The sequence below is a fragment of the Ruegeria sp. AH7 genome, assembly GCF_056541325.1.
This window is the reverse complement of record NZ_JBQFYF010000001.1, coordinates 510386-535410: the sequence shown is the minus strand read 5'-3', so window position 1 is coordinate 535410 and position 25025 is coordinate 510386. Positions and strand designations below refer to the sequence as shown.

The following is a 25025-nucleotide window of genomic DNA, read 5'->3' as shown; positions in this document are numbered from 1 at the left end:
GTCCTGCGTGTTTAACCGAAGCTGAGAGACCAACAAGACCCTGAAAGGCGCGAAGGTGCATAAAAACGACACCAATCCAGTTTCTGCGTGGGACATCCCGCTGGCGCTGGTTCTTCTGACGCGCCTGCCCTTGCCCCGCCTGCCCGACCATGTCTTTGCCCGGCAGGCTCATGCGGTCTGGGCTTTTCCAGTGGTCGGATTTGTCGTCGGCGGGCTGGCTTGTGCGGTGGGTTGGGTCTTGCTAGCGCTGTCCGTGTCCTCATTCGTTTCCGCTGTTCTGGTTGTTGGGGCCCTGATCATGGCGACGGGCGCCATGCATGAAGACGGTTTGGCCGACACGTTTGACGGGCTTTGGGGCGGATTCACACCCGAGCGCCGGCTGGAAATCATGAAGGACAGCCATATCGGAACGTATGGTGTTCTGGCCCTGATCGGTGCACAACTGATCCGCATCTCAGCGATTGCTGCGCTTTTGTCCGAAGGTGCGTTCTGGGCAATCCTTACCGCCTGCGTGCTGTCCCGTGCCATGATGCCGGTTCTCATGACCGCCTTGCCCAATGCACGGCAATCGGGCCTAAGCCATTCGGTCGGCACACCAAATGAGATGACCGTCACCCTGTCGTTAGGTCTGGCAATCGTGATCGGCCTGCTGCTGGCTGGAACACTGTTTTTGTTGCCTGCGATTTGCGCTGCGGTCGTCATTTTTGGCCTTGGCCTCTTGGCCAAGAGGAAGATCGGCGGCCAGACCGGCGACATTCTTGGGGCGTCTCAGCAACTGGCCGAGATTACATTCTTGGTCGCAATCAGCGCCCAGCTGTAAACATCAGGCCCGCCTACGCCTTTGGCAAACATGCCCAATCAGCAGATAGAGCACAGGAATAAGGCTCAGTGCGCCTGCCGATCCCCACACCAATCCCGCTTGCTGCAAAAGAACCTGACCCGTCTCCGGGTCATAACACCGGCCCAACTCGTTGAAGCAATCACGCCACTTGAAGTATCTGGAATAGTAAGCTACCCAAAACACACCGGACATGGCAAGCAAAGCGCATCCTATGACTATCCTGATCACGGCCGGTTCCTCAGCCAATGGGCGTTTGGGCTTAGCCCAACTTAGATAGAAAAAGCCGCCCTGAAGTCAGAACGGCTTTGACAACTTAGCGTCAGTGCATTCAGGCAGCAGCAGCGCGCGAGGTCAGCACCTCATCCACTTGTTTGGCTGCCGACAGCTCACCTGCGCCCGAAACAGCAGCAACTTCCCGGGTCAGGCGTTCCAGCGCGGCTTCGTACAGCTGACGCTCGGAATAGCTCTGCTCGCGCTGATCGTCGGTGCGGTGCAGGTCACGAACCACTTCGGCGATCGAGATCAGATCACCCGAATTGATCTTTTGTTCATATTCCTGCGCCCGGCGCGACCACATGGCGCGCTTTACCTTGGCCTTGCCTTTCAGCGTTTTCATCGCCTGGCTGATCACGTCCGGCGAGCTGAGCGAACGCAGCCCGGATTCGGTGACCTTGTTGGTCGGCACCCGCAGGGTCATCTTGTCTTTCTCGAATGAGATGACAAACAGCTCAAGCGAATAGCCCGCGACTTCCTGTTCCTCGATCGAGATGATCTGGCCCACGCCATGGGCGGGGTAGACAACATAGTCGTTGGGGCGGAACTCAAGCTTTTTCGACTTTGTCATTCAGTGTATTCCTTGGTTTTGGACCGGCAAGCAGACGACAAAACACCACAAGCGGGGACTGTTTCAGCCCCGACAGGCGGCATATTTGTCATAAATTCAGAACTCCAAAGCGAGCATACTTACGGAGTGCATCCCGATCTCAGTCATCATGTAAGGAGGGAGTATATCACAAAAATGCGACACCCGAAAGTTTACCTAAGGTAAAATCGCAATATTCGCCCTGATTTCAGAGAATTACCACGCCGCATTGAAGAGCATTGTCCCAGGTCAGGCGGCGAATCGCTTATCCGCCCTCGCCGGGCGCTTCGGAGAAGTATTTCTCCATCTTGCCTTCTTCGCCGTCCCGCTCCTCTGCTTCGGGCAGAGGATCCTTCTTGGTCACGATCACGGGCCAGACTTCAGAGAACTTGCGGTTAAACTCGACCCATGTCTCCATCCCCGGCTCGGTGTCTGGGCGAATGGCATCGGCGGGGCATTCGGGTTCGCACACGCCGCAATCGATGCATTCATCGGGATGAATGACCAGCGCATTCTCACCTTCGTAAAAACAGTCCACCGGGCACACTTCGACACAGTCGGTGTATTTGCAGGCGATGCAGTTTTCGGTGACGACATAAGTCATTGCTGAGTTCCCGTATGATCTTTGGCGATTAGCTAATTCAGACTGGCCTTATCTTCAAGGTCAGATCAGTCATCGAGCCTGCGAGAAAGATCAATTGCCCGCCGATCTTTCTTGGTTGGACGACCTTTTCCCTCGAAACCGGGATCTGTGGGCCGTACCTCCTGTTTCGGGGTCAAATCCGAATACAGCGTTTGTGCCTCTGAGGCCGGACCACGCCTATTACCCAGCGCCTCAACCTTGACGACCCGAACAGTGCGCGCCTGTGGGAAGGTCAAAACATCGCCGGGCCCCACCGCTTGGGCAGGTTTCAGAACCCGGTTTCCATTCAGTCGCACATGGCCGCCGCTGACCTGCTTGGCCGCCAGGCTGCGGGTCTTGAAGAATCGCGCCTGCCAGAGCCATTTGTCGATCCGCAGCTTGGCCTGATCCATGACGGATCAGTTGCCGTCCTTCAAACCCATCAGCGCTGCTGCAAACGGGTTGTCGGGGTCGATTGCCTTTTCCTTCTTCGGAGGCCGAGACGAGAAGGACTTTGCGCCCTGCGGCTTGCCACCCTTTTTGCCTTGCGGCTTGCGACCGTCCTGAGGTTTGCCACGCGGCTTGCCTTTGCCCTGCCCCTGCTCGCGGCGCGGGCCGCGATTTTGCTGGCGCTGACGGCCCCAAGTGAAGGTGTAGAACACCTCGACCTCGGGTTCGTCATTTGCGGGCTCTGCGGCCGGAGCCTCGGCTGCCGCCTCGGGGCTTGTCGTGGCCTCGGCTGACGCATCGGCAGGTGCGGCGACCTCTGCGGTCGGAGCTTCAGCTACCGAGGTTTCTTCGGCAGTGGGTTGCTCTGCCGCTTCAGTGGCAGGTGCTTCAGCCGGTGCAGCTTTGACCTTTTCACGCTCGCCGCGTTCGGCCTTGTAGCCCAGCCCCTGCATCAGGTCCGCGAACTGTTCCAGCGTCATGCCCGTGATCGAAAGCATGTCAGGCTTGGCTTCAAAGCCACCCCGGCTGTCCTCGGCCCGCAGCATATCGGCCAGACGTTCCAGCATGTCGATCCGGATCGATCGCTCGCCCGCATCGCGGTAGCCACACATGGTGTCGTATCCCTGCGGCGCATCCTTGGCGACGGGCACGGTAACCAGCCCCGGAGGCGGCGCTTCGGGGAATTCCTGCAGGCCACTGGACAATGCCCAAAGTACCAGACGCAAGCGCGTCGGCGCTGGCTTCAGCAGCAGCGGCATGAAGATGGTAAACTGACCAAAACGGATGCCGTGCTTGCGCAGCGCGCCGCGAGCGTCCTGATCCAGATCCTTGACCTCTTGCGCGACTTGCGCGCGGGGCAACACGCCCAGCGCCTCGACCATGCGGAAAGCAAAGCCTTTGGCCAGACCGGACAGTTCCTCGTCTCGCGACAGGTTCAGCAGCGGCTCGAACAGTGCGGCCACTTTGCGGTCGATGAAGTGCTGCAGACGGCGCTGCACCTTCTGTTCGACGTCTGGCCCCGCGGCCTCATCCACAAAAACCTCGACCATCGGCTTGAGAGGCTCGGCCCCGGCAACCAGTTTACCGACAGCGTATTCGCCCCACATCAGGCCGCCCTGATCAGTGAAATCAATTTCGGTATCGGGTGCATTGTAGAAGCGATCGGCACGCAGATGGAATTGCGGCGCGAGGGCTTGCAGCGAGGCCGATTTGAGCGCTTTCGCCTCAGCCCCTTGCGCGCTTTTGTCCGGTGTAAACCGGAACCCTTCCAAACGACCGACGAATTCGCCTTCGACGGTCACTTCACCCTTGTCATTTACTTCGGCCAAAAGGGCCTCCTTCTGTTTGAGCCGGCGCAACAACACGGATGTGCGCCGGTCCACAAATCTTTGAGTCAAACGTTCGTGAAGAGCGTCTGACAGCCTGTCTTCTACAGTGCGCGTCTCGTCCCGCCAATGCGATTCGTCACGCAACCAGCCGTTTCGTTGCGCAACATAGGTCCAGGTGCGAATATACGCCAACCTTTTGGAAAGAGCATCGATATCGCCATCTGTCCGGTCGATACGTCGCACCTGCCGGGCCATGAAATCATCGGGGATAGACCCGCGCTCGTGCAGGTGGCCAAAGATCACGTCGAGCAAACCTGCATGTTCGGCGTGACTGATCCCCCGAAAATCGGGAATACGGCACACATCCCATAGCAAACGGACCGATGGCCCATCGCTGGCACGCGCCATAACCTCGGTCACTTGTGACAGGGATTTCAGGGCATTCAGGTCATCAGCCGGACGCGCCTTAACCAGGTTTTCGCCCTGCGGACTGACCTCAAGCGCGTCGATCAGCGCCTCAATCGAGCCAAAACGGAGGGCAGCATTCCGCCAGTTCAGCTTTTTCATCGGCGTAAACCGGCTGTCCATGATCGCCTGCGCCAAACCTTCGTCCAGCGGCGCTGCTTCACCCGTCACACCGAAAGTGCCATCTGACATGCCGCGCCCTGCCCGGCCTGCGATCTGTGCTAATTCATTCGGCGCGAGCGGGCGCATCCGGCGGCCATCGAATTTGGACAGGGACGAGAACGCCACATGGTTCACATCCAGGTTCAACCCCATCCCGATGGCATCTGTGGCGACCAGATAGTCAACCTCACCATTCTGATAGAGATCGACCTGTGCATTGCGCGTGCGCGGGCTAAGCGCCCCCATAACCACGGCAGCGCCGCCCTTTTGACGGCGCAATAGTTCAGCAATGGCATAGACATTGTCGACCGAGAATCCGACGATGGCGCTGCGCGCGGGCATCCGGCTGATTTTTTTTGAACCGGTATATACCAACTGCGACATCCGCTCGCGCCTAACAAACTGCGCCTCGGAGACCAGCGCAGCGATCGGGCCGCGCATAGTGTCCGAGCCCAGAAAGAGGGTCTCATGGGTTCCACGGGATCGCAGCAACCGATCTGTAAAAACGTGACCGCGTTCCGGATCAGCGCAAAGCTGGATTTCATCGATGGCAACAAAATCAGCCCCCATCCCCTCGGGCATCGCTTCGACCGTACAGACCCAATATTGGGTGCGGGGCGGCACAATCCGTTCTTCGCCCGTGACCAGAGCCACAACAGACGGGCCGCGAATTGCGACGATCTTGTCATAGACCTCGCGTGCGAGCAGACGTAGCGGCAGGCCGATGACGCCCGTTCGATGCCCCAGCATGCGTTCAATTGCGTAATGGGTTTTGCCTGTATTCGTCGGGCCAAGTACGGCCACTACTCGGGATGACCCGCTCACCTGTGCCCCCTGCCCCAGTGTCTCAGAGAGCTGAGCCTTCGACCTGAGGCTTTAGTCGATTCACCGCATTGGTTACTTCTTCATGATGGGGATGTATAGCCAATGCACGCTGATAGGCATCGAATGCACGCTCGGGCTTGCCCACAACCTCAAAGATCAGACCGAGCCCATAGATAGCATCGTAGTTATTGGGGTTCAGGGTCAGCGCATATTCCAAATCGGCTGCGGCCATGCCGAACCGTTCCTGTCCAAAAAAGGCCGACGCTCGCACATGCCAGCCCTCGGCGAAATCAGGGGCGTGATCTGTCAGGGCTGTCAGATGCTCAATGGCGGTTTCGACATCCCCATCATCCAGCGCCTCTCGCCCGCGCTCTAACAACAGGTCCGCCGAGGCCGAACCAGATTGCGACCAAAGCGCCTGAAGCTGCCGATCCAAACCAATTGCCTGCTGCGGCGTTGATTGAGCCAGTTGCTGTAACAACTGAGTCTCATCCCGGGAATCGGCCTCTTGCGCGACGCAAGTTCCGGAAATCATGACTAGCAGCGCGATTGCCGCAACGGTACCTTTGAGATTGTTTGTTGCAATGCCCATAACAATGCTCAGTGTAGCGTTGCGACCGGGGATGTCCATTCACGGCGCACAAACAAAATGAGGAGCACGATGAGCGACACTTTGGAAGCAGCCGTATCAGCGCTGAATGAAAAACTGGCGGGTGGCGAATTCGACGCCTCGGCCAAATTCGCGATTGCCGATCTGGGCGCAATCATTCTGGATTCGAACGGTGCGCGCATCAGTGATGACGAAGCAGACGTCACTCTAAGCGCCGATGCCGATACGTTTCAGGAGATTCTCAGCGGCGAATTGAACCCCACGGGCGCGTTCATGTCTGGCAAGCTGAGCGTTGATGGCGACATGGGCGTTGCGATGAAGCTCGCTTCGGTGCTGGCCTGATGGAACTGTCGCCGGCCCCCTTTTTCGAAGATGTGGCCGGCGGTCCCGCCGGTGGTGCGGCTCACTGGTTGCAGACCATGGACGGGCCCCGTATTCGCATGGCCCATTGGCGGCCTCAGGGTGATGCAAACGGCACGGTATTCATGTTTCCGGGCCGCACCGAATATATTGAAAAATACGGCAGCACCGCCGCAGAGTTTGCCCAACGCGGGTTTGCAATGCTGGCCGTAGACTGGCGCGGTCAGGGCTTGGCAGATCGGTTACTGGACAACCCGCGCATTGGCCATGTCGACCGTTTCCCGGACTATCAGCATGACGTGCAGGCAGTCATCGATCTGGCCACGCAGCTTGACCTGCCGAAACCCTGGCATCTGATCGGACATTCGATGGGTGGGGCCATCGGGTTTCGCGCGGTTGTTGAGCAGGGATGCTTTGCCGCCTGCGCCTTCACCGGCCCGATGTGGGGTATTTTCTTCACCCCTGTCATGAAGCCGCTCAGCCGTCTGACGGCTTATTGGGGCACTGCACTTGGCCTGGGCGAACGGACACCACCGACAACCTCATTGGAAAGCTATGTGCTGTCGCAACCATTTCAGGACAATGTGCTGACCCGCGATCCGGCAATGTACAAAATGATGCAGGATCAGTTGACCGTACATCCCGATCTGTCACTTGGCGCGCCGTCCAACCGATGGCTGCGCGAGGCGTTGACAGAATGCGCCTGGCTGATGGATCAACCCGCCCCCGACACCGCCTGCCTTACCTTTCTGGGCAGTCACGAACAAATCGTGGACCGCAAGGCGATACGCGCCCGGATGGCAAACTGGCCGAACGGTACGCTGGTTGAGATCCCCGATGGTGAACACGAAGTGCTGATGGAAGCGCCTGATGTGCGTGGCCCGGTGCTGGATCAGCTGGCGGCTCATTTTCTGGCACACCAATCGTAGGGCGCAACTTGGACCGAGTTGAGCCCCAATGCGCCAACTGTCCGCTTGTGATCCCGGCGCGGCAGCCCTAGATGTTTGCCAAAGCAGTTTCAAAAGGTGATCTATGCGCGACCTTCCCTTTCCCGTCCGTGATGCAAACGCTGTCGGTGGCACCGACAACTTGGGCAACCTGCCGGAATGGGATCTGAGCGACCTTTATGCCTCAGAAGATGCGCCTGAACTGGCGCGTGATCTGGATTGGCTGGACGGCGAATGCGCCTCTTTCGCGTCAGACTACGAAGGCAAGCTGGCCGATCTGGATGCCGATGGCCTGCTGACCTGCGTATTGCGCAACGAGAAGATCAATGGAATTGCCGGGCGGATCATGTCCTTCGCTGGTCTGCGGTACTACCAACTGACCACCGATGCAGATCGCGCGAAATTCCTGTCGGACATGCAGGAAAAGATCACCATCTTTACCACGCCACTGGTGTTCTTCACGCTGGAACTCAACCGCATCGACGATGATGTGCTGAAGGCGCATTTCGCGGCCAATGCTGATCTGGCGCGGTACGAGCCGGTCTTCCGCCGTATCCGCGCGATGAAGCCTTATCAACTCTCTGATGAGTTGGAGAAATTCCTGCACGATCTGGGCGTTGTTGGCGATGCCTGGGAACGCCTGTTCGACGAGACCATTGCGGGTCTGACCTTTGACGTTGACGGCGAAGAACTGAACATCGAAGGCACTCTGAACCTGCTGACCGAGCAGGATCGCAGCAAGCGCGAGGCGGCGGCGCGCGAACTGGCATCGGTGTTTCAGGTCAACATCAAAACCTTCGCCCGTGTGCACAACACGCAAGCTAAGGAAAAGGAAATCGTCGACCGCTGGCGCAACATGCCAACCGCGCAGACCGGTCGCCATCTGTCGAACGATGTGGAACCCGAAGTGGTCGAGGCCCTACGCGAAGCAGTTGTGGCCGCCTACCCCAAGCTGAGCCATCGGTACTATGAGTTGAAACGCAAGTGGCTGGGTCTGGACGTCATGCAGGTCTGGGATCGCAACGCGCCCTTGCCGATGGAAGACACCCGCATCGTTGGCTGGGATGAGGCCGAAAAGACCGTTATGGACGCCTACAATGCGTTTGATCCGCGTATGGGAGAGATCGCCACACCCTTCTTCTCAAAAGGCTGGATTGATGCGGCAGTGAAGCCGGGCAAAGCGCCGGGCGCCTTTGCGCACCCCACCGTGACCGAGGTGCATCCTTACGTGATGCTTAACTATCTTGGCAAACCGCGCGACGTAATGACCCTGGCGCACGAGTTGGGCCATGGTGTGCACCAGGTGCTGGCTGCTGATCAGGGTGAAATGCTGTCCTCGACCCCGCTGACACTGGCCGAAACCGCATCTGTCTTCGGTGAAATGCTGACCTTCCGCAAAATGCTGGATCAGGCAGAGACTCCGGAACAGCGTAAGGTTCTGCTGGCCGGTAAGGTCGAAGACATGATCAACACGGTGGTCCGTCAAATCGCGTTCTACGACTTCGAATGCAAACTGCACGCCGCCCGCCGCGAGGGCGAACTGACCCCGGACGACATCAACGCCCTGTGGATGAGAGTTCAGGCGGAAAGCCTCGGGCCGTCATTCGAGTTCATGGAAGGGTATCAAACGTTTTGGGCTTACATCCCCCATTTCGTGCACTCCCCCTTCTACGTCTACGCCTATGCGTTTGGAGACGGCCTCGTGAACGCACTTTATTCAGTCTACGAAAGCGGCGCTGAGGGGTTCGAGGACAAGTATTTCGACATGCTGCGCGCTGGTGGGTCGAAACACCACAAGGACCTGCTCGCCCCATTTGGACTGGATGCCAGCGACCCGAAATTCTGGGACAAGGGCCTGTCGATGATCTCGGGCTTTATTGACGAGTTGGAAGCGATGGAAAGCTGAATCAGGACAGGCCAATAATCGCTTTGTCCGCTTCGCGGACGAAGCGGTCATAACTCGCAAGCAACTGAAAGTCTGCTTTCGCGAACTACCTGGGCGACCGAAAAGTCAATCTTCACCAAGTGACGTGATCAGAAGCGGCTGACTTGTGATCTTTTTTTCGAGCAGGGCTTCAACGGTGAGCGTTTTAGATTGGAGACCGCCAAGCTCTTCCGCAGTTATGCCGACGATCTGCAAGAAATCCAAAAGCCCATGCGGTGTCTCTGCCCTATCGAGTTCTGGGTCGCTGCAAAAAATAAGGGCTGTCTTGTCAGTTTCTGACCCTGCTTTGATGGGGCCCTTCGCGTCGATATAGTGACCGTGCTCAAACCACTTTTTGGAGCTGAGCACGTAGCGAGCAAGGTTTTGCATAAGACCCATTGGCCAATACGGAACGTCTTCGGCCCTACTAGGCATTTCGGAAGGCTCCAACGCGAGGCGGAAGGTCAGTTCAAAGCCCCATCCACTAAAATATCCGCCCGCGGCTTCTTCATCGTAGTAGAGATTGGACATACCATAAGAGATAAAGTGTAAATGATCTGGATTGCGGCGGATGTAGACGCTGATGCCGTCTAGCGGGTCGCTACCTCCCAACGCAAATCGGTGGGCATTCCCAAAGTGAAAGTCCGGTTCATTGACGCCCAAACGAGCGACTAAGTGCTCGTCCATAGCATCCCAACCCGGCGAAGAATCCGGCGCAAATCGAGCTTTGTATATGCTTAAGTCCAAATCGTCTGCCCTGACCTCTTGAGCGAAAGCCGACTTTCGTCTCTGCGCAGCAATAAGTCAATAAGGGCTCAAAGCAGCCAAACCAACCTCACCTCAACTGACTATCCTTGGACCCGCGTCGATTGATCCCACCGGGCGCCTTGAACGCCCCATCCCGCTCCTGCTGGCAATCCAGGCACAGTTTCACGCCCGGCAAGGCGGCGCGTCGTTTTTCGGGGATCGGTTCCTCGCACTCCGCACAATGAGTCAGGCTTTCACCCACAGGTCGCTTTTGCGCCTGCATCCGGGCCAGCTCGTCCGATATCGACGCCTCGATCTGTTCGCTTACCGCGCCGTCGCGTGCCCAACCGCCTGCCATGGGGTCTCTCCTGTGTTCAAGGCGGTCAGGATAACCAAGCCAGCAGGTAAGGCAAGTTACAGGGCCACGGCCCCATCAAAGACCTGATCAATCATCCGTTGCGTCCCGTGCGAGAATTCCAGCGGGCAAGGGTAATCGGCACCGTCGCGCACCGACCGGCAGAACGCCTCAATCTGCAGCTTATAGTGATCATCGCCCGGAAAGCGCGTGACCTGCACCTCAAGCCCGGGGCGGTGCAGTTCCACCCGAGCCTCGCCAAAGACCCGCGCGTTGAACGGGGCGGTCAGGCGGATCACGCCGCCTTCACCGTGAAACATCATCTCTTGATGCGGGTGCATCCGGATCGAGACATAGGCCGAATAGGTGAAATCAGGGAACTGCGCTCGGATTTCAGTGAAGATGTCGATGTCGTTTTGCCAACGGATGGCGGATTGAACGCCGTAGGGTTCCTGCCCCGTTGCAAACCGCGCCGAGCCGATCACATAGACGCCAATATCCCGCAGGCCGCCCCCACCCGTTTCGGCCTTGTTGCGGATGTTCCCGGTGTCCGCTCGATTATCAAAGCTGAACGCGCCAGTCACATGCGCCAACTTGCCGATCGCCCCGTCAGCGATCAGTTTGCGCACCAGCTGCCACTGCGGATGGTGGACAATCATATAGGCCTCAGCCGCCAACAGACCGGTCTGGTCGCGTTTGTCGATCAAGGCGTCGAACTCTGCGGCGCGCATGGTCATCGGTTTTTCACACAGAACATGCTTGCCTGCGTCCAGTGCCTTCAGGCTCCATTCCACATGCATGTGATTTGGCAAAGGGATGTAGACAGCATCAACCCGAGGGTCCGCTAGGATTGCATCGTAGCTGTTATAGATATTCAGGTCAGGGCAGAACGCCTGAAACGGGGCGGCCTTCGTCGGCTCCGAAGTCGCAAGCCCATAAAGCTGTGCGCCGTCCGCTGCGTGGATCGCAGGGGCCAGATACTGTTGCGCGAATTTCGAGGCGCCAAGAACGCCCCATCGAACCGGATTCTGCATTTTCCCCTCCCGTTAGCGCAATCATAGTTGCTTTCTATTTAGCGGGAGATGGCGGTGCTGTCATGCGGCTTTCCATCCGATCAGCCAAAAGAAAACCGGCTCAACGGGGTTGAGCCGGCTCGATCTACATTCAATGTACTCTTAGGTCGTACTGAGCATGCCCTTTTCGCGGGCCAGTTCGCGCATCTTCTTCTGCAGCTTTTCAAAGGCGCGCACTTCGATCTGGCGAATGCGTTCGCGGCTTACATTGTACTGCGTGCTCAGTTCTTCAAGCGTGACGGCCTGATCCATCAGACGGCGCTGTGTCAGGATGTCTTTTTCCCGATCATTCAGCACCTCCAATGCCGCTGCCAGCAGCTCTCGCCGTGCGTGCAACTCATCACGGGCCTCATAGTCGCCGGCCTGGTCTGCATCTTCATCCTCAAGCCAATCCTGCCACTGCATTGTACCTTCGCCTTCGGACCCGACGGTCGCGTTCAGCGAGGCGTCACCACCGGACATCCGGCGGTTCATGCTGATCACTTCTTCTTCTGTAACGCCCAGATCTTCGGCGATCTGTTTGACGTTTTCCGGCCGCAGGTCTCCTTCCTCAAGCGCACCGATACGTGCCTTGGCCTTGCGCAGATTAAAGAACAGCTTTTTCTGCGCCGAGGTGGTGCCCAGCTTGACCATCGACCATGACCGCAGAACGTATTCCTGGATCGAAGCGCGAATCCACCACATCGCATAGGTCGCCAGCCGGAAACCTTTTTCCGGATCGAACTTTTTCACGGCCTGCATCAGGCCCACATTTGCTTCGGAAATCACTTCGGCCTGCGGCAGACCATAGCCGCGATAACCCATAGCGATCTTGGCCGCCAGACGCAGATGCGACGTGACCATTTTATGCGCGGCTTCAGTATCTTGCTCTTCCACCCAACGCTTGGCGAGCATGTATTCTTCTTCCGGCTCCAGCAGAGGAAATTTGCGGATTTCCTGCATATAGCGGTTCAGGCCGCCCTCGGGCGTCGGTGCGGGGAGATTTGCGTAATTTGCCATATATGATGTCCCTCCGACAAATGTTTACTTCTTTAACATAGGAGATAGGTAAGGAACCCACGCCTTTCAAGAGGTACCGTTAACAGTTTGGAATTAAGCTTTGGTAAAGGAAAGATAAGAAACCCTTACTCACAACAGTTTGCGGATTATGTCAGCGGTGTGCGCAGAGTGTCGATCAAATTCCGCATATCTTCTGGCAATTCGGCCTCAAACCGCAGGTTTTCACCCGTTACAGGGTGCTCAAAGCCTAAAACAGCAGCATGCAGCGCCTGTCGTGGAAAGGCGCGCACGGCCTCGGCAGTCATGGCGCTGAAGGCTTTGGCCGCAAGTTTGCGCTTACCGCCATAGACCGGATCGCCCACCAGCCCGTGCCCGGCATGGGCCATATGCACCCTGATCTGATGTGTGCGACCGGTTTCCAGCCAGCATTCGATCAGGGCCAGCCCGGCGGGATTGCCAAAACTCTCGACCACCCGTGCCCGGGTGACGGCATGACGCCCGCCATGGAACAGCACGGCCTGCCTTTGTCGGTCCGTCTTGTGCCGCGCCAGTTGCGTGGTCAAACGCATGATGTTGCCCGGCTCGAAGCTGACGCCTTTTACCCCGCGCAGTCGCGGATCGTTGGCATCCGGCACCCCGTAGCAGATGGCGCGATAATAACGCTCGACACTATGCGCCTCGAATTGGGCGGCCAACCCGTGATGCGCGGCATCTGATTTAGCTACGACCAGCAAACCACTGGTTTCTTTATCTATTCTATGAACGATACCGGGGCGCTTGACACCACCGACCCCAGAGAGATCGTCGCCGCAATGGTGCAACAGAGCGTTGACCAGTGTCCCATTGGGCGAGCCCGGCGCCGGATGCACCACAATGCCTGCCGGTTTGTTGATCACGATCAGGTCTGCGTCCTCATAGACAACCTGCAGCGGAATATCCTCAGGGCCGATATGGCTGTCTTCGGCTTCGGCGACGGTGATGGTCACCGCAGCACCTTCGGGTACTTTGTATTTCGGATCGAGGATGACGGTACCGTCAATAGACACCGCGCCCTCTTCGATCAGACGGGCCAGACGGGTGCGCGACAGGTTCTCATCGGCTGGCACATCCCGCGAAAGCGCCTTATCAAGACGAGGCGGCGGATCGGCCGCAATCTGAAACTCTATCTGGCGGGTGCCCATGACTGTTCCTTCCGACCCCCAAGACGAACCGCAAGAGACACCGCAATTGCGATTGCTGCGGCGCATGGTCATGCTGCTGACCGCGGTGATGATTGGCGGGGTTCTAGTGACATTCGCACTGATTGTCATCCGCCTATCGGACCGCACGCCCACCCTGCCGGATCAGGTCGAATTGCCCGATGGGGCACAGGCGCAGGCGGTCACGATTGGCAACAACTGGTATGCCGTGGTGACCGACGACAACCGCATTCTGATCTTCGACAAGACAACCGGTAACCTGCGGCAAGAGATATCCGTAGACTAAACCGGTGTTGCTTTAGTTCGGGAACAGTCGCGTGCCCGTCCACGCATCGCCCAACTGAGTGTCCAGCTCTGGCGTGCGCATCTGGCGTTTCCCGCCAAACGGGCAGAGCGTAATCTCACCAAGGTAAATCTTGTCGCCAATCGCATAGAGGTCGACCCTTGCGAACTCGACCCGTTGGCCAATGGCTTCGGCGATCTGCACCATATCGTCATACCGTTCTGGCTTTGGCTCGGTATCTTCGCTGGTCTTAAAGTACAGCTCTTTGGGAATAAAGTTGAAATCCCGGTCGTGGATCATCTGCACATGCCCGCGCGAGCGGTCCCGGTCGACCTGAACCAGCTGAACCCGCCCGGCAACAACCCAGAATTTCCAGTCGATGATATCCTCTCCTTCAGCGGCGAGGTCTTCTTCTATAAAATACCGCGTGTCGATGGTTGAATACCACCATTCGGCCGCCCAATAGCCATGCGGCACCGGGCTCTTGCTCCAAATTTCAAGGTTCCGGTTCGCGTGGCGCAAGGCCTCTCCGGTTAGAGGCCATGTTAGACGAAGATTTTTTCCCTGCGCGTTGTTGCACTTAAGCCAATAACTTCTCGCACTGAGGTCAAGTTCGGACAGGATCGGATCAGGTGAGACCCAATATCTCTGAACCGGCGTCAGCAAAGCTCTGGCCTCTTCAGGCACAAACTCCTCTGCCGTCAGCTTGTCCGCCGCACTGACAGCAGGAAACTCGGCAAAAAGCTTCATAATCAACAGTTTTTCAGTCAACGTGGCAGGCGCTGACAGGTCAGGCAAGTAGCGGTGATTTTTGGCAAACCGAAACAGCGACAGCATCAAAGCATTCAGTCGCGCGGGGTCGCTACTGTAGTGATCCCAACCGCGCAAATGACCAGGGCGCGGTTTTTCGTGCACTTGGTAGAGGCCTTGATCTTTTATTCTGTCCAACTCGCGTTGAGCAAACCTTAGGTAGTCTCGGCGGTCCGACAAAAGTGCAACGGGCATCTTTCCCTCCGTTGCCGCACTAATTTGTTCGTCGGTCACGCGCAGATCAGGAAGCACATCTGGGAACTGAATGGCCTTAGGAGCACCCCTGCCCTTGACTGGTAAAGGCGCATCAGCGGGCCGGATACCCAATCCACGCAGACGCCGATCCAAAAAGGAATGCCGCTTTATGCCTTTGGCAATCCACCACCGCATGCGGCGCCCCCAGAGATGCACGGCCAGTGTTTCTTCTTTGATGAAAGTGTTGCGAAATCCTCGTGCAGAAATGTCATTTGCTTGCCCCGTCTGACGAAACGGCAATGGATAAAAGACCGGCGGCGGGCTTGCGTGCTCTATCTCTCCATAATGCCTGAGAAACCAAGTCATAACGTCAGGCCCGTAAACGCTGTGATCTTGATCCGATGCGTGTGGCAGCTCCCCTGCCTGTTTCATCTTTTCAAGCCGCTGTCTCTCCTCGCCTTCAACCCAAGGCCGGATGGGAAACGAATCCAAGCTGTATTCGGTGTAGGCTTTCAACGCAGGACTGTCGGACGGCAAACGCATCACAGCGTTGCAAATTGTGGTTTTGTTGAAAAAACCGAAGATGTGATCCGCTTTTGGTATCGGCGCCAAAGCAATCACATCTGTATCGCACCAGAGGAAATCGGTTTTCTTCATCAACTGAAGTCTGAAAATATCAGACTGAGGCACCGGTGTATTGAATGTATTGCTCATGATGAACTTTTTGGGCTCATGAATCTCATTCGCCGATACCAGTTCAACGCCTTCGGGAACGTTTTCGACCTCGCCATAGTGGAACAGTACCACCTTGTGCCCATTCGCAACGAAAGACAGCAGACACATCTGCTCAAGAAAGCTCAGCGAGCCTTCCAACCAGAGCATTCCAATCGTCGGGAGCTTGGGGTCGACAACCATTGCGTTGATACTCCGGGGTCTTAGGTCACATTTCCGGTTGGTTTAGGCCAGACGGGCGCTGCACGTTTTCGCTTGTGACGCGGTCGCGCACGCCGCGATCCTGCTTTACAAAACTTGCGGCGGGTTTTTCCACAAGCCGTTGATATAGCTGCTCATACTCTGGGATCTGCATCAGGTTCGAGATCAGATCCTTATGCCAACGGAATGCCTTACGATGCAATCGCTGAAGGGTTTCGTCTGATTTGAACTGCTCCAATATCTCGGCCGTTTCGTCCTGATAACGCAGGATGGTTTCGTCCTTGGAGCCGCCTCGGTTCCAGCGATCCCAATAGTCGGTTCCAAGTGTATGAGACGAATGATTTGCCCGTCCACGGCTACGCTTGGCCAGATACGCCTGTGTTGAACGCACAGCATAGTGGTTGATCTGTGCAATTTCAAACCCAAATGGCGGCGAAACATGGTTGCCGAAAGGTGCGGGCTCTCTGGCATGCCCACCCGCCACGGACCGGAATACGCTGGACTGGAATTCGGGTCTGGGATGTGGGTTGTGCAGACCGAAACGATTATAAAACTCGCCTTGCCGGAAAATCGACTTCACAAAACGACGCCCGGCCCCGCCCTGCTCAAAATCCAATTCACCGTCATCGAACTGCGCCGTAACAGGGGAATCGCGCAGTATGTGCCGACCGCTATTCGAGAATATCTTCCAGGGGATCGAGATCACATCCACGTCGGGCGTCGCCTCGATCAGATCGTCAACCTTGCGGTTGCCAACGTGAATATTCAGAAACTCGTCCGCGTCGCAAACATAAATCCACTTTGCGTCTTTCACGATCGGCAATCGACGCGCCTGTCTCAGGGCTGATCGATGAATTCCTCCGGCGCCGACCCGGTTGCGTCGAAATTCGACATGCCCAAGCTCCTGCAACCGTCGCAAGATACGGTTTGTCCCGTCCGAACAATCGTTGGTGTAGACGATGATCTTGTCAAAACCGAGCACCTTATGATGGGCCACCCATTCAAGGATGTAAGGCCCTTCATTTTTCATGGCCGAGATGACGATTTTCTCAGGGTTTTGCATCGGATGCGCTCGGTCTAAATGCTGGGTCAGATCAGTCCTTACTATCGACCTGAGGTTCGATTTTCTCGATCGCAATCTGCGCGCCCGCAATGGCTCTGATGCGCAAATGTCTTGGATATTGACCTAGGAATTCGTTCACAGCGCGGATGACCCCATCCCCCCACCAGCCGCGGCGATGATAATCGTCGAATGCCATAATGCCGCCAATCTTCATCTTGGGAAACAGCGCTGCCAGATCCGCCGAAACACCTTCGTAAGAATGGTCCCCGTCCACATAGGCAAAGGATATGCTTTCATCATCGAACAGGTTCAGAGCCGGGACTGAGAAGTCGCGGATAATACCAACCTTTCCGTCTTCGATCTCTTTCTCAAACGACTTTTTGACCTTCTGGAAGATGGCTTCCATCTTTTCATCTTCGGTCCGGCCGACAAAGGCAGTGGTGTGCGATTCTTCCCCGATATGTTTCCACGGGTCGATCAGGAACAACTGACTGGGCTCCAACAGCTTCAGTATGGTCGGAGAAAACTCCCCTTGCCAGACACCGATCTCAACCGCTACCCCACCTTTGGGCAAGCGGGACAGAAAGGTCCGCCGGATGGCCTCTTTCGAGTTCTTGCGCTTGGTCGCCTTGTCCGCCTTGGGTTTGGGCTGGCTTCCCGGCGCTACGCCAATCACCTTGGGTTCGTTTGACATCTCGACCTCACTTCGCAGACGGGTTTCAGCCCTATACCGAACCCGTTTTTGTTTGTTGAGCCACCGTTACCACGCCAACACCTCAAGAACCAGAATCTAAGTCTCTTCTGCGTTAAGTGGTGGTAACTTGTCGATCCCAAGCCACGGTGGTTGCAGGCTGGTTATCCTGTATCGGCTGGCATTCTGCCCCAGAAATGTGTTGATCGCCGCATTCATCCCGCCATATGAACCACCCCCGCGACGGCGATAGGTAGTGAAGGCGATGCTGCCCCCTGGGGCCAGCACACGGTCAATCCTGCGCAGCAAACCGTTCGTAACCCGTTCGGATCTAACTCCCCTGACGACCGCTACCCCAACAGAGTTCTCCTGGAATAGCTTCAGCATCAAGGGGGGCATCGCCCGATAGACTCGCAGTCGACCCGCAAGAATGGGGTCGCGAAAACACTCCAGAAATGCATAGAACGCGCGATCCAGCGCCTGAAGCTCGGGATTTTGCGTTGTGTCGGCACAAGCAAAGCCATCCCACGACAAACCCCACGGCGCCAGTATCGTTAGCTTTGACACCGAGGGCAGCGCCAGAATTTCTTCGACAACTTCTGTTTCAACCTGACCGATCAGCACCCAGGACTTCTTGCCGCTGATCGATTTGAGAAAACTACGTCGCTGTTTTGCCGTTCTTTCTATCTCGGGAGAAACGGCAGGAAGGTAACTTTTGTCCTTTGGGTCAAAGGGTACGGATACCTCCGTCGCCTCTTTGATTATTGCATGCTGTGCAGCCGCTACGGTCTGATCGAAAGGTGTGTCCAACGCGTCCAGCCGCACGAACCAAGGATAGTTGTTCGGCTTGGAATTTTGTACATTCGCCATCTGCCCAATGCGGTTCCATTTGGCAACCTGCGCAAAGGTAACATTCGGGTCTTTAAGTATCCTTGGGTCAAAAGACACATTCAGTTCTTCAATAACGCCAAGATCCCGAGCTTTTACATTTCTTCCACCTTTAAAGTCTTTGTATTTAGAAATGAAATCATTTGCGGCCTCAGCTTTTCGAATGGCAGCGATCCGGTCCTTGTGAAACGCCACAGCCTGTTGGTGCAACGTGTCCAGTCCTTCGTCTGAACGCAGACAGTCATAGGTTTCACGTAGACGTGCAACTTTCGACAGGATCGAGGTTTCTTCTACTTCATTGTAGCAGTGCAATCGCCAGTAGGCTTTACCGGTCGTTTCCATCTTTGGGTGAAAGGCTGTGGTGTTCACATCGCCGCGGACGCGTTTCATCAAATAGCTTTCGATCGATCGCACAGCATAGTGGTTCATCCGAAACAGGCTGCAACCAAACCCTGCGCCGGTTGTGGAAAAGGCCCACCCCCTGCGCCGCATCGCGGGTGGCAAGGGATCCCCATCCCCGTCAATCCAGCCAAACCGCTCTGCTTTCTCGCGGACAGGGCCACGCGGGCGGTGCGTGCTGATAAAGTGATAGGACCCATTGTTTCGGATCAGGGATTTGAACGCACGCAGGTTCTGCGGCAGAACCGCACCCAAATCGCAAGCTTTGGTGAATTGTTCGATCACAAAACGATCTTCAAAATCGACAACCCCATTGTGCCCAAACAACTGCCATAACGCTGCAAACCCATCGGCATGGGGCTGAGCCTGGAACAAGTCATCAAGAGTTCCGTCACCGATGCGGATATCGAAAAACTCATCCACATCGCAGACCAGGATCCACTCGGCTTCTTTGTACCAGGGATGCTTCATCGCATTTGTGTAGGCAGAGGCTTGAGGTCCGTGCTCCCAGGGCCCTGGATTGTCGATATGGGCCAGAAACCCAAGCTCTTCGCAGCGTTTGAGGATGGCATCGGTTCCATCCGAACAATCGTTCGAATTGACAATGAAATGCGTGAACCCGATCGAAAGATAATAGGCGATCCACTCAAGAATAAACGGCCCTTCGTCTTTCATCGTGGATACGACAAGTCTCATCTATTCTCACCTATCACCGCGCTCGGAGCCTTAAGACCGTAAGTAAAACCATGGCGTAGGTGGCCTGCGCAACAGTCTTGGCTCCGCAGCTTTGTTACGGGTCCATATTGTGCTTTGCAAGCGCGCGCACGTGATCGCATAGACACGATAGGTCAACAAATCCGCCCCGCCCCTCAAGATGCAACTTGCCACTTGGTCCGTGCATCGTGCACCACCAACAAAGGCATTAAGCGGCTATTTGTTGGCCGCATGGATGTCATAGGCCGCGCGTCAGAAGCGGTTCCACAAGACAGGCGGGCGCAGCAAATACATTGCTTTGTGTTGAAGCGCCTGAAACAAGAGGTCGAGCACATGCCAACGATTTTTTCCAACGCGCCGCTGGGAAACAATCCGTATCAGCGCATGATCTACAGCAGCTTCACTGACTATGACGTCCGGGTTGTTCGGTTAAATGCCTTCTACACAGATGGATTACCCCCGATGCAGGCCGGTGATATCTACTGGATTCACTGGGAAACGGTCGAATTTGGCAGCGGGAACGATATCCCCGCTGATGAGCGTTTTGCCAAGATCGAAGCCGGTCTTGCAGCGCTTCGGGACAAGGGTGTGAAAATCATATGGACGGTTCACAACTTCCACCCGCATAACTCTGGCAGGGATATGGATGCGATCCACAAGGGTCGCGCCGTATTGGTGCGCCAGGCAGACAGAATTCACCTGCACACACCCCACGCGGTCAACTTGATGGCGCAGACTTATCGCATCCCACAACATATGATCCTGCGCGTCGCCCATCCCAGTTACCTGGGGGTTTATGAGCCTGCCGAAGACACTCTAGCTCGACGCGACACCCTACCGCCTGCAGAACACTGCCGGTTCGTACATATCGGAAAAGTACAGGAAAACCGCGGCGGGCGGTTTATGTGGCAAGCGCTAAAAGCACTTAACATCCGCGAGCAAGCCTGGGAATTGGACATCGCAGGCGCTGTCATCGCAGGCGAGCGTCGGGGACAGCAGCCAATTAGAGCGATGCCCAATGTCCGGTTTCATGACCGGTATCTGCCGGATGAGGAACTGCGCGATATACTCGCCCACAGCCATGTGTGCGTTGCGCCCTTCAACCGTATCCTTACATCGGGTTCGGTCAATCTGGCGCTGACCTTCGGCCTTCCTGTCATTGGGCCAAATGTCGAGGCGCTCAGGGACCATCTGCCCGAACCCGCGCACAAGGCATTGTACACCGATGGCAAGGTACGGGGCATGATGTTCCAGATGCGAAAACTTATTGATATGGACACAGAAGAACTGTTGGCACTGCGCGCGGCTTGCATGGATCATGCTGTTTCAATTCGACCAGAAGTTCAAAGCCAGGCATTGCGCGAAGCAGTGTTACAAGACACGCCCGCTGCTGACACACAAACCTGCTCTGCTACCAAGGGTGTCAAACATGCCGAAGATTGATGCATTCTCTTTTCGCCGACTGCTGCGATCCGTTGGCCTGAAAGTCGTCGAGTTCGAAACCGGCGAGTTTGTTGGCCCGCGGCCGGTCATGCGTCGGCTCAACTCTACTGGCCTTTCTGTCATCCAAGGCGGCGTGACATCAGCAAACCTTAGAAGTTTTGAATTCCAGGTCGACACAATCCTTGACGTCGGCGTCGACGCCGGTACGCCATTCTTGTACGAAGCATTTCCCGACAAAAAGTTCGTCCTTTTCGATCCAATTGAAGAGACCGCACAACGGGTCGCATCTTGGCGCGACCGTATCGATTATGACCTTCACATTGTCGCGCTGGACGCAGATGAAGGTGAGGTTGAACTAATCATTCCCACAACGGATCGCAAACGACGGTCCTTGGCGACAGTCGCGGGTTTTTCAGCGGAATATGAAAACCGTATCGTGAACATGGAAAAGCGCGTTGTCCCAAAGCAGCGCCTCGACAGCTATACCACTGACATCCCTGGCCGATTTGGTTTGAAAATCGATACCGAAGGCAATGAGCTGGCCGTGATCCGAGGGGCAAGGGAAACCCTGAAACGGACGGAGTTCGTCCTTGCAGAGGTCTCGGTGAAACGGCGTTTCAAGGATGGCTATCGCTTCAGTGAGTTTGTCGCCGAGATGGGCAAACACGGCTTTGAACTGATTGAGGCCCCGCGCCCGGTAGACAGAGACGCTCCTGATTGCGATCTCCTGTTCGTGCCATGGGAGTCGAAATGGTTCGATTTGGACTAAGTTGATGACCTGCCAGAAGCATTTCCAATGCTTCAAGACATCCCCTTGAAGTCGCTATGATGTTTCAGCGAAAGCCCCGCCCTTGCAGCGGGCTTGCGTCAGTTCGAGACCCCTCCGCTATACTCGAAAGGTCTGGCCTCGGTCGGCGAAGACCCGAGTTTTGGGTGCATTTTTCCGTTCACACGAGTCAGCCGAAAAATGATCTCTGACATGTTCGAGTTACGCCAATGAGTGCAAAACAACTCTGCTCCGCTGAGGGTGAATGACGGAGCTATCTTGGCAGCGGTGGCACACAAATCGGGCGCGGCCATCTTGAATTTGTACGATTTCGAAGAGATTACTAACCCGCAGTGCTTCGCGACAAATCCCCCTCATTTGCTCGACTCCGTGAATGCCAACCCAGACGCCCCACGCGCGTTGCCGGTTCAGCCAGTGACTACGGGATGAGCAAATGTGCGCGCAAATGTAAGGTATTCAATGCCTTCAATCGGAACGGGATTTGCGGCATCACGCAAAAGCGAGGTCGTGACACCCCCCGGCAGTGCTTCATCAAATGTCGCAGCAGTGTAGCCTTCCAGATTACTCGCCAGCGTAGCAAACAACGCTTCGTCATTGGCAAAAGGTCGTACCGGTTTTTGCCGCATAGCGTCCGAATATAACTGACGGAAGTCATAGGCTTTCTCTACAAGCCGTCTGCTGGCACGCAATATTCCAAAGCGGCACGACATTTTGCGCTCGAACTGATCGAACAATTCATGCTGCATAGACGCCACTCTGCGTGGACCAGCACCAACCAACACCGATGTCAGCAGGTCCTGATTACAGGCTTCAAGCTCGGTAAAAAAATCTTTGAGGTCGGGCCAGTTAGGAAGCAGATCGCTGTCGGAAATCAGAAAGTACTCGACGTCTGGCGCGGCCTGCATCGCGCGATACAGTGCATAGTCGCCGAACCTCCAACCAACCTTTCTTACTTCAAGAAGCCCATTCTCTCGAATCCAAGTCTGATCGAAACTCAATACCTGCTCATCTGGTAACTCTGGCGGCGCAGAATTCGTCGCATCATATGCGATACAGACAGGTCCCGGAGCCGCCTTTTTCCAGATGGAAAAGAGTTTGGCCTCATTCTCGGTCCATTTGTGAGCGCGAAAGATGAACATTGTCCTTTTGTCGCGCTCTGGCTTTGCCTGGATGTTCAAATCGGACGCAGTAGCGCGTTTTGCACATGCTTCCGCGCCGTACAACACAAGCTCTTGCGGGCGCGCCAGCAGGTTCAGATTGACGCCATACCGCCGAATCGAGTGCAAAACGCGGTATCCGTGCGAATGCAGAAGATCCAGCACGTCATGGTATGTGTCTATGACCACTTCAATCAGAATATCCGGGCGGCTGTTTGAAAGAGTTTCCTGCAACCCACTGAGAACATTTAACTCCATGCCCTCCACATCGATTTTCAGAAAGTCGACCTTCTTGGGCAATAGGTCGTCTCCCGGACGCAGTCGAATACCTGCGCCATCATTTTTCGACACGACCCGGCCCGCGCCCAGATTGTTGTCAGGGTAGTCGATTGCGTTGCCAACGGAGTCTTCATCGGACAACCCAAATTCCACGCAAGACAGGTCCGACACAGCCTCGAGCTGATTCAAAGCGATGTTCCGTTTGAGGATATCACACGCGACGGGGTTCGGCTCGAACAGAACAATCTTGGAGGGGTTCAGAAATTTACCCACGAAAACGGAGTGGTTTCCGACATTCGAACCGATATCGCAAAAAACGCCCCCGGACGGGAAGTACTTCTCGATGAGAAGTAGCTCTTCTACCTCATACAAGTTTCCGGCTTGATGACGGCGCTGGATATGATCGCGAGGATTCGAGATGTGAAATTTCAGCGTCGTGTTCCGAAAATTAACTTCGCTAACCTGTTCACTATGCATCAAGATCACCCTTTCGTCCAACCGCAGTTGCGATGAGCCGCACGGGACACGGTACGGCCCAAAATGTCCGTTACAAGCGTCTTAGAGAAAGCAGACTGGCAATGAAAGCTCTACGCCCAATCAAGAATGTGCCTTTTATCTGAAGTAAGGGTCATCGCGCTAAGTAAACTAAGGAATCCGCCCAAAAAGGATCGGTTCAGCCTGATTTAGGGGATAGGTGTGCTTTTCAAGTTTGGTGCGGTCGAGAAGACTCGAACTTCCACGGGAGTTACCCCACAGCGACCTCAACGCTGCGCGTCTACCAATTCCGCCACGACCGCACTACCAGTAACTTGGTAGAGGGGCGTATAGACGTTGATGGAGGTGATGTGAAGAGAGAAAACAGCGTTGGTTTAAATTCCATCTGGACCGACATATCTGTTGGCTCAGGTGAAACAAAAACAGACTGACTGGACCTTATCATGAGCACCTCTGACCCACGGCCCGTACTTCAGGTGGATATCGTCTCGGATGTTGTCTGCCCCTGGTGCATTGTCGGATTTCGGCAGCTCGATCTGGCTTTGCAACAGCAACAGGCTTTGGCCCGTCTCAGGTGGCATCCTTTTGAATTGAACCCGACCATGCCTCCGGAAGGTCAAAACTTGCGCGCGCATATTGCGGAAAAATATGGCTCGACGACTGAGCAAAGCCAACAAGCCCGCGACAGGTTGACCGCTTTGGGGTCGGAGCTTGGGTTTACTTTTAATTTCAATGACGAAAGCCGCATTGTTAATACATTCGCAGCGCATCAGCTGTTGGATTGGGCCGAAATACAAGGGCGGCAACACCCGTTGAAACTTGCCTTGTTCGAGGCGTATTTTACCCAGCAAAAGGACGTCTCGGATGCCGATGTTCTGATTGAAGCTGTTTTTGCGGCGGGGCTTAACCCCGATGATGCCCTTGCAGCACTTGAATCAGGGGCGCATGCCGCTTCGGTGCGTGAGAAACAGCAGTTCTGGACCAGCCGTGGTATTTCGGGTGTTCCATCCATGGTATTCGGGGGCAAATACCTGCTGACCGGGGCGCAGGGCACCGAGACCTACGCGCAGGTATTACAGCGCTGCCTGGCCGAGGCGGCCTAACCCCTTCCCCCTACCC

23 protein-coding genes and 1 tRNA gene are annotated in these 25025 nt (G+C 55.9%); 8 read left to right on the top strand and 16 right to left on the bottom strand.

All coding sequences use genetic code 11. The annotated features are described in order from the left end of the window. Positions 1-55 precede the first annotated feature (55 nt). Entirely contained in the window at positions 56-820 is a 765-nt protein-coding gene (gene cobS / locus ACR0JX_RS02720) for an adenosylcobinamide-GDP ribazoletransferase (RefSeq protein WP_480541178.1), read from the top strand. 349 nt (positions 821-1169) lie between these two features. Here cobS and ACR0JX_RS02715 read toward each other — a convergent pair whose 3' ends face one another. From ACR0JX_RS02715 to ACR0JX_RS02695, 5 genes are all read right to left on the bottom strand, one after another. Continuing rightward, positions 1170-1685: a CarD family transcriptional regulator gene (locus ACR0JX_RS02715; protein WP_170532727.1), complete on the bottom strand. Its 516-nt coding sequence runs from the start codon at positions 1683-1685 to the stop codon at positions 1170-1172. Positions 1686-1968: 283 nt separating this feature from the next. After that, entirely contained in the window at positions 1969-2307 is a 339-nt protein-coding gene (fdxA, locus tag ACR0JX_RS02710; protein ID WP_170532724.1) for a ferredoxin FdxA, read from the bottom strand. Positions 2308-2372: 65 nt separating this feature from the next. After that, positions 2373-2738: an RNA-binding S4 domain-containing protein gene (locus ACR0JX_RS02705; RefSeq protein WP_480541176.1), complete on the bottom strand. Its 366-nt coding sequence runs from the start codon at positions 2736-2738 to the stop codon at positions 2373-2375. Between the two features lie 6 nt (positions 2739-2744). Beyond that, positions 2745-5555 (bottom strand): helicase-related protein, encoded by a 2811-nt coding sequence (locus tag ACR0JX_RS02700; RefSeq protein ID WP_480541174.1) that lies wholly within the window; start codon positions 5553-5555, stop codon positions 2745-2747. A gap of 22 nt (positions 5556-5577) precedes the next feature. Beyond that, positions 5578-6147, bottom strand: coding sequence for a tetratricopeptide repeat protein (locus tag ACR0JX_RS02695; RefSeq protein ID WP_480541172.1), 570 nt, complete (start codon positions 6145-6147; stop codon positions 5578-5580). 69 nt (positions 6148-6216) lie between these two features. On the opposite strand from ACR0JX_RS02695, the gene ACR0JX_RS02690 reads away from it, so the two are divergent. From ACR0JX_RS02690 to ACR0JX_RS02680, 3 genes are all read left to right on the top strand, one after another. After that, the gene (locus ACR0JX_RS02690; protein ID WP_353007837.1) at positions 6217-6507 is read left to right on the top strand and encodes an SCP2 sterol-binding domain-containing protein; all 291 of its coding nucleotides are present in this window, start codon (positions 6217-6219) and stop codon (positions 6505-6507) included. Then, on the top strand, positions 6507-7454 hold the full coding sequence (locus tag ACR0JX_RS02685) for an alpha/beta hydrolase (protein ID WP_480541170.1): 948 nt from the start codon (positions 6507-6509) through the stop codon (positions 7452-7454). The genes ACR0JX_RS02690 and ACR0JX_RS02685 overlap by 1 nt, the downstream gene beginning before the upstream one ends. A 103-nt stretch (positions 7455-7557) precedes the next feature. Beyond that, positions 7558-9378 carry a M3 family oligoendopeptidase gene (locus ACR0JX_RS02680; RefSeq protein ID WP_480541168.1) on the top strand — a complete coding sequence of 607 codons (1821 nt, stop codon included), beginning with the start codon at positions 7558-7560 and terminating at the stop codon, positions 9376-9378. Positions 9379-9483: 105 nt separating this feature from the next. On the opposite strand, the gene ACR0JX_RS02675 is transcribed toward ACR0JX_RS02680, so the two are convergent. The 5 genes from ACR0JX_RS02675 to ACR0JX_RS02655 all read right to left on the bottom strand — a co-directional run bounded on the left by ACR0JX_RS02675 (position 9484) and on the right by ACR0JX_RS02655 (position 13751). Then, positions 9484-10083 (bottom strand): suppressor of fused domain protein, encoded by a 600-nt coding sequence (locus tag ACR0JX_RS02675; RefSeq protein WP_480541166.1) that lies wholly within the window; start codon positions 10081-10083, stop codon positions 9484-9486. Positions 10084-10231: 148 nt separating this feature from the next. Then, on the bottom strand, positions 10232-10501 hold the full coding sequence (locus ACR0JX_RS02670; RefSeq protein WP_480541164.1) for a DksA/TraR family C4-type zinc finger protein: 270 nt from the start codon (positions 10499-10501) through the stop codon (positions 10232-10234). 56 nt (positions 10502-10557) lie between these two features. Then, positions 10558-11532: a Gfo/Idh/MocA family protein gene (locus ACR0JX_RS02665; protein WP_480541162.1), complete on the bottom strand. Its 975-nt coding sequence runs from the start codon at positions 11530-11532 to the stop codon at positions 10558-10560. A 141-nt stretch (positions 11533-11673) separates the two neighbouring features. After that, the gene (rpoH, locus tag ACR0JX_RS02660) at positions 11674-12570 is read right to left on the bottom strand and encodes an RNA polymerase sigma factor RpoH (RefSeq protein WP_480541160.1); all 897 of its coding nucleotides are present in this window, start codon (positions 12568-12570) and stop codon (positions 11674-11676) included. Between the two features lie 146 nt (positions 12571-12716). Continuing rightward, complete coding sequence (locus ACR0JX_RS02655) at positions 12717-13751, bottom strand: RluA family pseudouridine synthase (protein WP_480541159.1); 1035 nt, start codon at positions 13749-13751, stop codon at positions 12717-12719. Between ACR0JX_RS02655 and ACR0JX_RS02650 the strand changes: the two genes are divergently transcribed. Next, positions 13750-14055 (top strand): DUF6476 family protein, encoded by a 306-nt coding sequence (locus tag ACR0JX_RS02650; RefSeq protein ID WP_480541157.1) that lies wholly within the window; start codon positions 13750-13752, stop codon positions 14053-14055. The two genes, ACR0JX_RS02655 and ACR0JX_RS02650, sit on opposite strands and share 2 nt — an antisense overlap. 12 nt (positions 14056-14067) lie before the next feature. On the opposite strand, the gene ACR0JX_RS02645 is transcribed toward ACR0JX_RS02650, so the two are convergent. The 4 genes from ACR0JX_RS02645 to ACR0JX_RS02630 form a co-directional block, all read right to left on the bottom strand. Then, positions 14068-15972, bottom strand: coding sequence for an ATP-grasp fold amidoligase family protein (locus tag ACR0JX_RS02645; RefSeq protein WP_480541155.1), 1905 nt, complete (start codon positions 15970-15972; stop codon positions 14068-14070). Between the two features lie 25 nt (positions 15973-15997). Next, positions 15998-17053, bottom strand: coding sequence for a glycosyltransferase family 2 protein (locus ACR0JX_RS02640; RefSeq protein WP_480541153.1), 1056 nt, complete (start codon positions 17051-17053; stop codon positions 15998-16000). A gap of 31 nt (positions 17054-17084) precedes the next feature. Next, the gene (locus ACR0JX_RS02635) at positions 17085-17747 is read right to left on the bottom strand and encodes a class I SAM-dependent methyltransferase (protein WP_480541151.1); all 663 of its coding nucleotides are present in this window, start codon (positions 17745-17747) and stop codon (positions 17085-17087) included. A gap of 96 nt (positions 17748-17843) precedes the next feature. Beyond that, positions 17844-19727, bottom strand: coding sequence for a glycosyltransferase family 2 protein (locus ACR0JX_RS02630; RefSeq protein ID WP_480541149.1), 1884 nt, complete (start codon positions 19725-19727; stop codon positions 17844-17846). 351 nt (positions 19728-20078) lie between these two features. On the opposite strand from ACR0JX_RS02630, the gene ACR0JX_RS02625 reads away from it, so the two are divergent. Together ACR0JX_RS02625 and ACR0JX_RS02620 are read left to right on the top strand one after the other, a co-directional pair. Then, the gene (locus ACR0JX_RS02625; protein WP_480541147.1) at positions 20079-21188 is read left to right on the top strand and encodes a glycosyltransferase; all 1110 of its coding nucleotides are present in this window, start codon (positions 20079-20081) and stop codon (positions 21186-21188) included. Next, positions 21175-21957 carry an FkbM family methyltransferase gene (locus ACR0JX_RS02620; protein ID WP_480541145.1) on the top strand — a complete coding sequence of 261 codons (783 nt, stop codon included), beginning with the start codon at positions 21175-21177 and terminating at the stop codon, positions 21955-21957. The genes ACR0JX_RS02625 and ACR0JX_RS02620 overlap by 14 nt, the downstream gene beginning before the upstream one ends. Before the next feature lie 425 nt (positions 21958-22382). On the opposite strand, the gene ACR0JX_RS02615 is transcribed toward ACR0JX_RS02620, so the two are convergent. Both ACR0JX_RS02615 and ACR0JX_RS02610 read right to left on the bottom strand, forming a co-directional pair. Then, positions 22383-23909 carry an FkbM family methyltransferase gene (locus ACR0JX_RS02615; protein ID WP_480541144.1) on the bottom strand — a complete coding sequence of 509 codons (1527 nt, stop codon included), beginning with the start codon at positions 23907-23909 and terminating at the stop codon, positions 22383-22385. Positions 23910-24121: 212 nt separating this feature from the next. Then, positions 24122-24208 (bottom strand) — tRNA-Leu (locus ACR0JX_RS02610). 141 nt (positions 24209-24349) lie between these two features. Here ACR0JX_RS02610 and ACR0JX_RS02605 point away from each other — a divergent pair. After that, the gene (locus ACR0JX_RS02605; RefSeq protein ID WP_480541142.1) at positions 24350-25009 is read left to right on the top strand and encodes a DsbA family oxidoreductase; all 660 of its coding nucleotides are present in this window, start codon (positions 24350-24352) and stop codon (positions 25007-25009) included. Positions 25010-25025 lie beyond the last annotated feature (16 nt).